General features: G+C 42.5%; 9 protein-coding genes and 1 pseudogene. 2 read left to right on the plus strand and 8 right to left on the minus strand.

What is annotated here, in order from left to right:
• Positions 1-142: 142 nt before the first annotated feature.
• From ACWNM1_RS16935 to leuC, 8 genes are all read right to left on the minus strand, one after another.
• Entirely contained in the window at positions 143-409 is a 267-nt protein-coding gene (locus ACWNM1_RS16935; protein WP_042129455.1) for a hypothetical protein, read from the minus strand.
• Positions 410-434: 25 nt separating this feature from the next.
• Positions 435-1,115, minus strand: a complete 681-nt coding sequence (gene nth / locus ACWNM1_RS16940) for an endonuclease III (protein WP_042190074.1) — start codon at positions 1,113-1,115, stop codon at positions 435-437.
• Between the two features lie 219 nt (positions 1,116-1,334).
• Complete coding sequence (locus ACWNM1_RS16945; RefSeq protein WP_449601829.1) at positions 1,335-4,067, minus strand: S-layer homology domain-containing protein; 2,733 nt, start codon at positions 4,065-4,067, stop codon at positions 1,335-1,337.
• An 87-nt stretch (positions 4,068-4,154) separates the two neighbouring features.
• Entirely contained in the window at positions 4,155-4,814 is a 660-nt protein-coding gene (locus ACWNM1_RS16950; protein WP_449601830.1) for a GerMN domain-containing protein, read from the minus strand.
• 114 nt (positions 4,815-4,928) lie between these two features.
• Positions 4,929-6,368, minus strand: coding sequence for an N-acetylmuramoyl-L-alanine amidase (locus ACWNM1_RS16955; protein WP_449601831.1), 1,440 nt, complete (start codon positions 6,366-6,368; stop codon positions 4,929-4,931).
• A gap of 147 nt (positions 6,369-6,515) precedes the next feature.
• Positions 6,516-8,084, minus strand: a complete 1,569-nt coding sequence (locus ACWNM1_RS16960) for an N-acetylmuramoyl-L-alanine amidase (RefSeq protein WP_449601832.1) — start codon at positions 8,082-8,084, stop codon at positions 6,516-6,518.
• A gap of 186 nt (positions 8,085-8,270) precedes the next feature.
• On the minus strand, positions 8,271-8,873 hold the full coding sequence (leuD, locus tag ACWNM1_RS16965; RefSeq protein ID WP_042190082.1) for a 3-isopropylmalate dehydratase small subunit: 603 nt from the start codon (positions 8,871-8,873) through the stop codon (positions 8,271-8,273).
• Positions 8,874-8,902: 29 nt separating this feature from the next.
• Complete coding sequence (gene leuC, locus ACWNM1_RS16970) at positions 8,903-10,327, minus strand: 3-isopropylmalate dehydratase large subunit (RefSeq protein ID WP_449601833.1); 1,425 nt, start codon at positions 10,325-10,327, stop codon at positions 8,903-8,905.
• A 180-nt stretch (positions 10,328-10,507) separates the two neighbouring features.
• Between leuC and ACWNM1_RS16975 the strand changes: the two are divergent.
• Both ACWNM1_RS16975 and ACWNM1_RS16980 read left to right on the plus strand, forming a co-directional pair.
• A pseudogene (locus ACWNM1_RS16975) lies at positions 10,508-11,194 on the plus strand (FecCD family ABC transporter permease); the annotation flags it as partial.
• A 166-nt stretch (positions 11,195-11,360) separates the two neighbouring features.
• Entirely contained in the window at positions 11,361-12,773 is a 1,413-nt protein-coding gene (locus ACWNM1_RS16980) for a hypothetical protein (protein ID WP_449601834.1), read from the plus strand.
• Positions 12,774-12,845: the final 72 nt, after the last annotated feature.

Here is a 12,845-nt window from a genome sequence, read left to right on the forward strand (position 1 = left end):
TTAAATACACACTACTTACAAAATAACCTATCATCTCTTACGAAATGAGGTTATTCAAACATCTTTCTGCTATTTTCGCTAGAAAAGTAAGAAACAAAAAAGGAGCCAGCCCTAGGGCCGACTCCTTTTATCACTTCTAAATTTATGCAGTTTCCGAAACAGGCAACAGAATTTCGAATACTTTTCCGTGTTGTAGAATAGTCAAACCACGAGATTTATCTCTCATTACAACAACCTCAGGTTTCACTGACATACGCTCAAAATAGTGTTCAGGAACGTCACCGGAATGACTGATCGTGATACCTTCTACTTCTTGCTCTTCGTTCTCTTCGAGTGGGCTTTCCACTACGCGATCAAAAATATCCGAGAACACTTCAAAATTATCTGTGTATACAGAAATGCATTTCATCTCTATCCCATCCTCTTCTTCAACTCTAACTTTTTGGCGTATGATCTTTAGCTTTCCTGACAACAGCTGTTTTCATACGTTTTTTGCCCTCTCGACATACATCAAGGAGCGGACAAACTTGACATTTTGGGTTCTGTGCCTTGCAGTGATATCGTCCGAAAAAGATAAGCCGGTGATGAGTGATCGTCCATTCGTCACGTGGCACAGCCTTCATCAGCTTCTTTTCCACTTCCAGCACAGAATCTTTCCAGCCTGCTAATGCAAGTCGTTTAGCAACCCTCTCCACATGCGTGTCCACTGCAATGGCAGGAACTCCAAAAGCATTGGATACTACTACGTTTGCAGTTTTACGACCTACACCGGGTAAAGTTACAAGCAAGTCATGAGCCTCAGGCACCTCGCCACCATACTGTTCTATGAGTATAGAGCATAGGCTTTGGATATGCTTAGCTTTGTTACGATATAGGCCGATGCGCCGGATATCCCCCTCCAACTCCTCCAGCGGTACAGAAATATAATCGATGGGGGCTTTGTACTTTTGGAACAGGTCCACGGTCACTTTGTTCACCGTTGCATCCGTACATTGGGCTGATAACAGTACCGCTATCGTTAATTCAAAAGCGTTACTGTGATTTAGCTCGCAATGAGCATCAGGGAACAAGTCTCCAATCGTATCCAAAATGTGGCGGACCTCTGCAACTTTCATAGTGTCCCCTCCACGGAGTGATTACGCTCATTAAAACTCACATGAGCGTGTCCTCTCTAATGTAAAGAAATATAAGCAAAGTCTGTATTATAACGTATGGTTTCATACATTTCAAGAAAATACAACTCTTATACTTTCTTATATTTCAAAAAAAACGTCTTGACGCAGGCAAAGCCCCTGTGTCAAGACGGTGATTCACTCAGAAATCCACCATTGCTACTATTGTTTCACAATTTCAACCACGATATCATTATTGAAATACATTATAATATTATCATTTTCTTTCAAAGATTGCACGGACAATGTCGTATCTCCTTGATGAATATATACATTTGAAGCAAGAGTGAACTGATACTTATCGTTCAGATTAGCTCTCTTAGTCACCAATGAGTTCGTCGTACTGTCATAGCGAGAGAATGACCGAGTTAACTGTGGTAACACACGAATGACTGTCGCTCCATCCGTGTCTTTACGAATCTCCACTCTGTCCGCTGTTGTTAAGTTACTTAGAGCAGTTGTTGTGGCGCCATCACGTATGATTCTAACCCCACCGCTTACAGCAAAGTTTTGTGCCGCTCCAGCATACTCTTTTACAACCAAACTATTCGCTGCAGCATCGACTGAACTAATCTGACCCGTTGTAAGACTAACTGTCTGAATAGCAAGCGGAGTGCTTCCATCAAAAGTCACATTAAGAAAATCCCCCGATTTCAAAGCGGTTAGCTTAATGCTCTCGCCAGCTTCATTTGTTATTGGAAGTACAGCAGTATTGATCTCACTTGTTCCACCGCTCCATTTAACACTCAAACGATTGGTTCCGGCATTAACAGTTGCTGCTTCAACTTGTAAAGCTGTCTTCACTTTCAGTACTGCAATAATGTCCTGGCCAGTTGTCAGTGAGGCTGTCACATTACTACCAACAGGAACATCACTTAAAGTTGGACTATTCTTACCAAAGAGATCAATTAATTGTGGATAAGGCATCGTTAAAGTTTGCCCATCATTAAGCTTCAAAACAATAGTTCTCGAGGAAGTATTAACAGCCGTCAAGGTTCCTTCATACTTTGTGACAATTTCCAACGATAAAGCCCGTTGTCCTATAGCTTTTACATTAACTTTACGATTCTCAATAAGTTTCGTACCGATATTAGTTAAGTTAGGAAGTGCACCTTCAATTAACAGTTTTGTTTTTTCATCCAACTGAACGACATGCGCCTTTTTATTGGTATCCATAACTGTCAACAGCTGAGTTTTAGTATTATAATCAATAACCGTCGCTCCACTATACTGCTCAATTTGACGGCTTAACACTTCAATCTTTATGACTTGATCACTGCTGTTCAACGTAAGCTTAATTTTATCCCCACCGACTGTGTCAGGTATAAGATCATCGGCCACAGCGCTATTCATGTTCGGAATAACAATTGATGGTTTTGTTGCCAGGAGTTTGACTTCACGAGTTCCATCTTCTTTTTTATAAACAACAGTTGAACTGGTCAGTTCGGTAAGCACACCTTGAACTGTCCGTTCAACACCTTCTGTCACTTCTACAGACCGTATCACATTTTCTTTAACCGTATATTTAACAGCAGAACCTGTCTTCAATTCTGCAGGCTGCAACACGGATGCTTGATAAGTGAATAATGAAGTTCCATCTTCCCATTTAAAGGTTTCCACCGCACCAGCAGCATTTTTAAACGTAATGCTTTTCCCAGTAAGATCTATACTTTGAATGGTTCCTGTTGTCGTTTTGTTAACAACACCTGAAGTCACTTGAACCTTGACCACTTTATGTGAACCACTATACGTTTCACGCTGTAACGTAACTATGCTGTCTGCTACCAACGAAGCAGGTTCAATTGAAGTCCCACTTGCGTCTACAAAGGTAGTCGTTTCATCATAGTAATATTCCGTGAACCCAGTAGCTGATTTCAGCCATAGCTTATTACCAGGTGCTACCATTGCGAAGCTTCCGGAAAGGCTCTCCACTTGTTGTGTAGGGTCAGTCACTTCAACATAGGCTGCGTTATATGTCGCTCCAATTACAGTAACCTTTGTGTAAGGTTGGATATCACTTAGATTTATTCTACTTTCAGAAGCGCTTGTGTAATAAGCGGTGCTTGCTCCCAGGGTATATGTAGAAGTCTTTCCGTTGTTATAGACGGAGAGTTTCCCACCTGCTAATTGACTGATTGTTCCTGATACCGTGTTATCATATTCAACCGTATTGTGAGCTTCCGCGCGGCTGAAAAAAGTCGCCAATTGAGCACGGGTCACAGCCCCTTGTGGATCAAAACGATTACCGTCAAGGCCATTGGCTAATTTTAGATCAACAGCAACGTTGATGTACCCCCTTTTGTTTGCAGACACTTTAGCATCGTCTGCAAAGCCTGTCGGTTTGCTAGTTGCTACAGCTGCATCTGCACTTTTTCCTAGTGCACGAATTAACAGTTCAGCAATCCATTCTCGGGATGCTTTACGTTCACCCCATGAAGTTTTCAAATTATCAGGAGACATTTCAGTAGTTTTGTCCAAAAGACCTTGCTGGAAAGCTAGAACAACGTAATCTTTGTAATAATTTGAAACCTTAAAATCAGTAGGCAAGGCCACAGCTGAAGAAGTATCCACTTTATCCTGCAACTTCATAAAACGTAATGCCATAAGCACGGCTTCCTGCTGAGTTACAGAATCCCCAGGGCGGAACAAACCATTATTTCCAACCACAATTCCTTGTGATGCTAATTTATAAATATGCTTTTCAGCCCAGAAACCTGTCTTCACATCGCTAAAAATCCCTACAGATTGTGTAGTGGTTGTTGCTGCTGTCGTAGCAGCTGTATCCGCAAACACTGCGCTTGCGCCACTAAAAATCATGGTTCCAGCCATAACAGCCGATACTGCTTTCGTAGAATAAGCCCTCAATGGACGTTTTGACCTTTTTTGCGCGGACAATAGATTATTCCCCTCTCTATGACTCAAATAAATAGTATAATTTAAAATTCGTCAGTTAGATGCTCTTATCCTTTGTTGTAATAACAATTAGCTATTATCTCTAGTCATTGGATGCATTAGGTCAACATGACCCATTAAGCTTTCAACCTTTTCACCATCCACCAAAACTTCGATGCTTTTTACTTCTTCAAATTGAAAATAGGTTTTGGCAAGTGATGAAATCGCTAAGGACTCCCCACCAGCACCTAGCTGTGCTTCATCCGGTTTATGAATATCCATCACAATTTGACCATCAACAAACTTTAACGATTTCAGTTCAATCTTGCCCCATAACGATACAAGGTCAGTATTCTCGTTGCTTTGCAATGCTTTGAACGTCTCTGTATATTTCTGGGCATCGTCAGAGAAGCTAATGCTAGTCTTAGCAGGAATCAGATCCATAACTTGTGTATCCGTATAATATGCATCGATACTCTGGCTCTGTTTTTGCTTATCATCTGCTACTGGCTTTGCAGTTGCCTGAGTTTCTGTGTTGCTATTATCTGCTGTCGGTTGCGGAGTGCTAGTCACTTCGTTTCCTGGTTCATCGCTTGGAGCCGGTGTACTTTCTCCCGCACCACTTACAACATTTGAAGTATCTTGCTCCACAGCATTTGCTGGAGCCGCAGTAGGCTTGTCTCCACAGCCAGCAATCACTAGCAGAAGCAGTGTAGCGATCCCAATTGTACTCCATTTTTGTTTCATCATTAATAAACGCCTCCTCTAGATGAATACGGGCAGACAGGTACCGCAAAACCACTTCTTGCCTTTTAAAATAAAAGCAGAAAGCTGACTTTGCGGCGCTCGTCTGCCACTGGTCTGTTATTTTATACCCAAATATTCCTTAATCCCACTCACTATTGAAGCCGCAACTTTGTTTTGAAGTGCATCTGTAAAGAGCAATGCCTCATCTTTTTTGTTGCTAAGGTATCCCACTTCAAGTAATACTGCAGGCATTTTCGTTTCACGGATAACATGGAAATTCCCATAACGTACACCGCGATCGCTAAGCCCTGTTGCTTGAACAAGATATTTATGCATCACGTTCGCCAATGATTTACTGGCTTCCCGTTGATAATACGTTTCTGTTCCACTAGCTGATGAGGAACCTGAACTATTGGCGTGTACAGATATGAAGATATCAGCTTTTAAATTATTCGCCATAGCTGCTCTTTCTTTAAGCTCCAAGAAAGTATCATTACTTCGTGTTAACACGACGTCAATATTACTTTCTTTTTTCAGCAATTCAGCTGTCTTAAGTATGATGGCCAAATTAAAATTCTTCTCGTATTTACCTGTAACACCCACTGCTCCAGAATCTTTAGCCCCATGCCCTGCATCTAATACTACTAGCTTTCTGCCATTATTTCCTGGTTGTGTTGTAGTATCATCAGTGCTTTCCGCATTTAGATCGATTACAACCAGCTTAGAATCGTCTCCAGTTACGCTAACGTTGTAATTCTTAGCATAGTTCAAATCGATTACAAAACGTACTGTATAAGGATTCGTGCTATAAAGGGAGTAACGTACTCCTGATACATCGGGATAATCTTTCACTTCCAAGCTACCGTTTAGGTCAGGATCAAGGATCTGTCCTGTGCCAAATAGGTCTGAGAAGGTGGCATTAGGTAAATCAACAACTAACCGATCCGGCCCAGTCATCGCTGTCACTTTCGGTACTGAATTACCCTCCATGGCAATGCTCAAACGATTTTCACTAAAGCTCACACCATTTACCATCGTTAGATTCTTAGAAGGATCTACCGGCGGTACAACCTCAGATCCACCATTTTCAGTATTTCCACCTGAACTGCCGTTATCATTTGAGGATCCTGGGGTAATAAGATACACACTCTTCTTCACGTTGTCCCACGAGACATTTAATCCGAACTGTTCACTAATGAACCGAATCGGTACAAGTGTCGTATTACTACGAAGGATAGGTGCTGTGGTAAGTGTTACTGTCTTGTCATCAACTGAGGCTATCTTTTGATTCACAATCAATTTGATGACTTTTCCTTGCTGTTCAATCGTTACCGTCTTGCTCTTCTGATCCCAACCCACGTTATATCCGAGGCTTTCAGAGATCAACCTTAACGGCACCATGATTGTATCATTCACATTCTCAACCGGAACATTTTGCCCTGCGGTCAGCTCCTTGCCGTCCAGAAAAATCTTGCTATTCCCGGCAGCAGCATGTCCGTTCTCAGGCAAAACAAATACTAAGAGCAACAAAAACAACATCAAACTGAATTTCTTCATTCTTCACCTCTAAATCTAGTATTCGCCTGTGAATGGCGATCGTGATGGCCTGTCTACGTCAACCTCAGACCTCTATTAGACGCTAATAATCTATAAAGGTTGCGAATATATTCCATAAAAATTGAGAAATCTCACCAACATTAAGCATTAAAGTCCTAGGTATTCCTTAATACCGGCTACAATTTCCCTCGCTAATTTGTCTTGAAGCTGCTCACTATACATCCCTGATTCATTTCCTGAATTAGTAAGATACCCTACTTCTAGAAGTACTGCCGGCATACTGGTTTCTCTTGTAACATGCAGACTTTTCGTTCTTACTCCGTTGTCCTTGAATCCAGTACCTGCTATCAGATGTTTGTGCATGACCTGAGCCAGCGGCAGACTCCCACTACGCGAATAGTACGTTTCACTGCCATTTATTTTGTCTCTATTCGGATAACCCAGCTCTAGTGAATTCCCATGCACTGAAATAAATAGATTAGCCTTTGCTGCTTCTGCGATATTTACTCGATCCTGAAGACCCAACGTAATATCTTCAGTCCTAGTAAATACGACGTCAACCAAAGCTTCCTGAATAAGTAGTGTTTGAACTTTACGGATAACTGCCAGATTGAAGTCTTTTTCCAGCTTACCCGTGAGACTGACTGCTCCTGATTGTGTCCCTCCATGACCCGCGTCGAGAACTACAACTGGCTTTCCTGTCATTCCACTACCACCTGAGGTGTTCCCTTCACTGCCTGTAACATTCAAATCTAGTGTCACCAGTCCAGTACTTTCATCCGTACTTAATTGATAAGGCTGGCTCCCAACCGTTTGAATCACGAACCTAACAGTAGAAGGACTTACACTGAACAACGCATACCGGATCTCAGAAACTAGAGGGTAACCAGTAACATCCAGCTTCCCTTGCGGACTTCCGTTTGTGGTAATACTCGGTAGGCCTCCTACGAAATCAGGAGCAAAAGCTGCACCGGGAAAATCTACAACGATTCGATCTGGACTGCTCATTTTTGTGATACTAGGTTTAGGAGCCCCAGAAACAGCGATGATTAATCGATTTTCAGTAAAGGCTGCCCCATTTACATGTGGACCTGCTGCATTCACACCAGTGCTTCCTGGTATTGAGGATGATTGTGGTGTCGGTGAGGGCAAAACACTTCCAGCGCTTGTGCCATTATCCACGCTCGGTGTAGTAATCTGAGTTGGAGAAGGAGTACTTGTTGCTATTGCACTAGTAACGGTTCCATCAGGTGTAGCCACCGAAGCTTGTCCACCCGTCAAATAGACCGTTTTATCGCTATTATCCCAGCCAACCTTTAGACCGAACTGCTCACTTACGAAGCGAATCGGAACGAGAACTGTACCACCGCTTTGCTTGGGTGCTGCGTTTAAATCAAACGTTACTCCATCCGCATCAGCTGTTTTTTTTCCTACAGCCAGCTCAATGCTTTTTCCATCTTGGTGAACCGTTACTTTGCGGGCCTGCTGCTCCCATAATACCTCAAATCCAAGATTCTCCACTACCACTCTGACGGGAATCATAACGCTACCATTGACGTTCTCAAGTTTAATTCCTTTTGGTAAAGCAAGCTCTTGATTGTCCATAATAATTCTGCCTGAGCTGCTACCAGCTGCGGCAGCTTCACGTCCAGTGAAAGATAGTAATAATAATGGCAGCAACAATAGTAGCAACGTTCGATACCCAACTCTTCTCATTTTCCCGCTCCTTCTGCAAGTAATAGATCTAGATAAGTACTAAGACGACAGAAATCACCAAATGTTTCCTTTATCACCAATCAATATTTCGATTATAGCAAAAAAACTTCTATTTCCGACACCCGGAAATAGAAGTTTTGCGTATTTTTTGTAAAAGTTAAGAATGAAACCAGTTATATCCTATTATTAAGAGAATAACTTAGCCGCATGACGCTCTTCATACGCAGCAATTTCATCTGCATGCTGAAGGGTTAATCCGATATCATCCAGGCCTTGCAGCAAGAACTGACGACGGTGCTCATCCAGATCAAAGCTGATGCTCAGTCCAAATTCATCGTGAAGTGTATTGCTCTCAAGATCCACGGTCAATTGGTAGCCATCATGCTCGGCTGTCCGATTAAACAGCTCATCCACTTGCTCTTCCGAAAGCTTGATCGGCAAAATGCCATTCTTAAAGCAGTTGTTGTAGAAGATATCTGCATAAGAAGGTGCAATGACCACTCTGAACCCATAATCCATAATCGCCCAAGGTGCATGTTCCCGTGAGGAACCACAGCCAAAGTTAGCACGTGAGATCAAGACAGAAGCACCTTTATAGCGTGGCTTATTCATTTCAAAGGCAGCGTTATCGTTACCAGCTTCATCAAAACGCCATTCGTAGAACAAAAATTGTCCAAATCCTGTCCGTTCAATCCGTTTCAGGAACTGCTTTGGGATAATAGCATCCGTATCTACATTCACCCGATCTACTGGTGCAACAATTCCTGTTAATTTTTTAAAAGCATCCATAGTTTTATCCTCCCGTGTTCTCTCTAGTTCTATGAGCTGACAGCTTCCGTCTTATAGTTCCAATCACGTACATCAGTGAAACGGCCTTTTATCGCAGCTGCAGCAGCCATAGCTGGGGATACCAGATGCGTGCGTCCACCGCGACCTTGACGTCCTTCAAAGTTACGGTTCGAGGTAGATGCACAGCGTTGCCCAGGTTGCAGTACATCAGGGTTCATCGCAAGACACATGCTGCATCCCGCTTCGCGCCATTCAAAGCCCGCGTCAGTGAAGACTTTATCAAGCCCTTCCTTCTCAGCCTGCATTTTAACACGACCAGATCCAGGAACAACAATGGCAGTAACCTTGTCAGAGACTTTATGGCCTTTTGCTACCACGGCTGCCGCTCTCAAATCTTCGATCCGTCCGTTAGTACAAGAACCGATAAATACATAATCAATTGGAATTTCAGAAATAGGAGTTCCAGGAGTCAAGTCCATATATTCAAGCGCTTTTTCAGCAGCTTTGCGTTCATTTTCAGTGGTAAAGTCAGCCGGATTTGGCACGCTAGAGTTGATATCTGTACCCATACCCGGGCTAGTACCCCAAGTCACTTGTGGAATCAACGTCTCCACATCAAATTCAACCACCGTATCATATTGAGCACCTTCGTCACTAACAAGACTCTTCCATCCTTCAACAGCAGCGTCATATGGTTCGCCTTGCGGCACATATTGACGTCCACGTAGATAGTTAAAAGTAGTTTCGTCAGGAGCGATCAAACCTGCTCTTGCTCCGCCTTCGATCGACATGTTGCAGACGGTCATACGTTCTTCCATCGACAGCTCACGAATAGCTTCACCTGTGTATTCAATTACATAACCTGTTGCAAAATCAGTACCATACTTAGCAATAACACCAAGGATCATATCCTTTGCTGTTACACCAGGATTGCGTTTACCTGTAAAACGAACTTCCATAGTCTTAGCTTTGGATTGCTGCAAACATTGGGTAGCCATTACATGTTCAACTTCACTAGTACCGATACCAAAAGCCAGCGCACCAAATGCTCCATGTGTGGAGGTATGGCTGTCGCCGCAAACGATAGTTTTACCAGGGTGAGTCAAGCCGATCTCAGGTCCCATTACGTGTACAACGCCTTGATCGATATCATTCAAGTCGAACAATCTAACACCAAAATCAACACAGTTTTTAGAAAGTGTATCAATTTGCTGCTTGGAAATTGGATCTTTAATGTTAAAACGATCCTTGGTAGGAACGTTGTGATCCATTGTAGCGAATGTCAGCTCAGGACGGCGAACCTTGCGGTTACTGAGGCGAAGTCCTTCGAAAGCTTGTGGAGAAGTTACTTCATGAACCAAATGCAGATCGATATAAATAATGCTAGGTTTACCTTCCTCTTGATGAATAACATGATTATCCCAAATCTTCTCAAACATTGTCTTGTTGCTCATAATTTCACCTCATTAATAGAATCGTTCATTGGAAGAGAGCGTGGAGTCTCTCTTGAATGATCTAAATATAACATCACTGTCTTTATAATTCCAAGATATGATATCTATAGAAGTGATAGGTTTAACCTATAAGATAACAACGATAATTCTCAAGTTAAGGATCCTGAATCTAAACCTGACTTTTTCATATTTGCGCCAATTTACGTAGAGTCTTTCATTTACATGATTCCACTAATGGCTTTTGCTGGAGCTCTTGTAACAGCAGTGTTAATTCATGCATTATCGTATACCCGTATCGACGGGATGCAACCGACCAGATAGGTCATTACTGGTTTTGGCTTCTCCATGACTCTTTCAGGCGTCATGATCGTGCTCATCTCTTCAGTTGACCGGACCAAGGTAGATTCCATCTCTTAATGGCTTGCCGGCAACGTGTGGGAAACGGACAGACCATTCATCCTCTCCCTCCTGCCTTTGCTAATCATTCTGATCCCCTACGTAATATATAAATCCATAGCGCTGAATTTGTTTGCTTTGAGCGAGCCAACAGCTATCGGTGCAGGCCTAGTGGTTTCCAAGGACCGTATCTTACTGATGCTGGCAGTTGCGCTTGCGGCCTCGGCCGTTTCTATGACCGGCGGTATTACGTTTATTGGTCTGATGGCTCCACATATCGCCAGAGCTTTGGTTGGAGCACAGCATCAGCGCTTTGTGCCGCTGTCCATTTTAATTGGAGGCTGGCTGCTGTTTCTAGCGAATACGATTGGAAGCAATCTGACTGAGCCTGACGGTATCGCAGCAGGAATCATGGTTGTGTTTATCGGCGCTCCATATTCTCTTTATCTTTTAATGAAAAAAGAAGTTTGAAGCTGAATCACCGTTCACATTTCATTGTAGGAAAGACATCTTCCGGTTACTGGAGGATGTCTTTTTTCCAGATAATTCATTTAATTGCGGCCTGATATCACTTTCAGAGTTTAAATTATGTTACCATTATACTTTGAAAGATTTTTTTTATATTGGAGGGTAATTTATGAAATTTTGGGCAAAAGCACTAATCATTTTAGTTATAGGTATGCCACTATGTTATTCCAGTAAAACTTACGCCGAAGGTACTTCTATAGAGGAACCTTCAGAACCTGAATATAAATTTGTATTGGATTGGACACTGCCCATATATGAGCAGGGAATGTCCCCGGTATATTTCGTCACCAATACCATCTCTGTCGATAGAAGGTCAGATGTGTTCTACAGTGTTCCTGTAACGATCGCCTCAGGGAATACTTATTTTATAGGACACGCCAATAAAGAAATGGATACACGCAGTATATTCGTTGTAGACAGAAATGGAAAATTGAAGTGGCGCTATACTCCCCCTGGTAAGCTAAGCACCACCATTCATCCGTTCGTTGATCCTGAAGGCAATGTATATCTGCTGGTTCCTCCAGCCCGGGGAAACGAGAGAAACTATCTGGCAATCAGTCTTAGCAATACAGGGAAAATCCGCTGGACTACTACAATTGAAGCACTCGCAGCGTATGACTTCATGCTTACGAGTAGCAATAAAGAGCTTATTTTTGCGTCCCTTAACAAAAATCTCAGCTTATCCGCCGCCACTGGTAAAATCCAGACGCTTCCTAAAGAGCTGGCTGTTCCTAAATATTTTGCTGCTGAAAGCAAAGGCTATTATGTATTTCTGGACAACAGGAATGAGCAGACCGTGTATGAAGTCTACAATACACAGCGTAAGCTGCTATATAAGGTCACGGCTGATAAAATTGATCCCAACCCTATTAAAGCAAAAACTTCATTACGAATAATGGATGATGGTTCGCTTCTTGTTTTCTCGCATTATTATGGCGATACCACGTTAAAGAGATACGATCAAAAAGGGAAATTGCTCTGGCACAATACATATCCTAAACAAGTATTAGCAACCCCAAAATTGATGACCCAAGGTGAACAGATCTATCTGCAATATGAGGATAAAGCTTCCCGAACAAGCTTTATCGTCGCTTTGAACCCTACAAACGGAAAAGAAAAGTCTAAACTGACCTTTGACTACCTGGACCAAATGCATATCGGCTCCTTCGAGGCGGCCAATATGCCAGCTTCCAGACTGGAGACAAGAGGCAGTAATAATATGACTGCACCGACTGATCTCAATCTCTACGTTAGGGGCAAGGAAACAGGAGATGTTCAATACGATATGTTAAAGCTGGATGCTGATTTGAAAGAAATTGACCATTATGCACTGCGCGAGAATTCTTATCTCGACAACTCTTTAGAGAGCACTATTACACAAGCATTTCCCGGCACAGGATCAAGCTATTTTTATGTTCTTTCCTCCAATAATGACTCCTTTTTCATTTATGTCCATGGTAGAAAAACGGCGAATAGATATCTGATCAAAGCACACAGGGATCTGGTAAAGATCTCCAAATAGTCCTTCAGATACGAAATTGCGCCGGACGCTTTCCGTTAGAACTCTTACAACATATAACAAGGCAGTCCTCAT

The sequence above is a fragment of the Paenibacillus sp. Marseille-Q9583 genome (assembly GCF_976954365.1).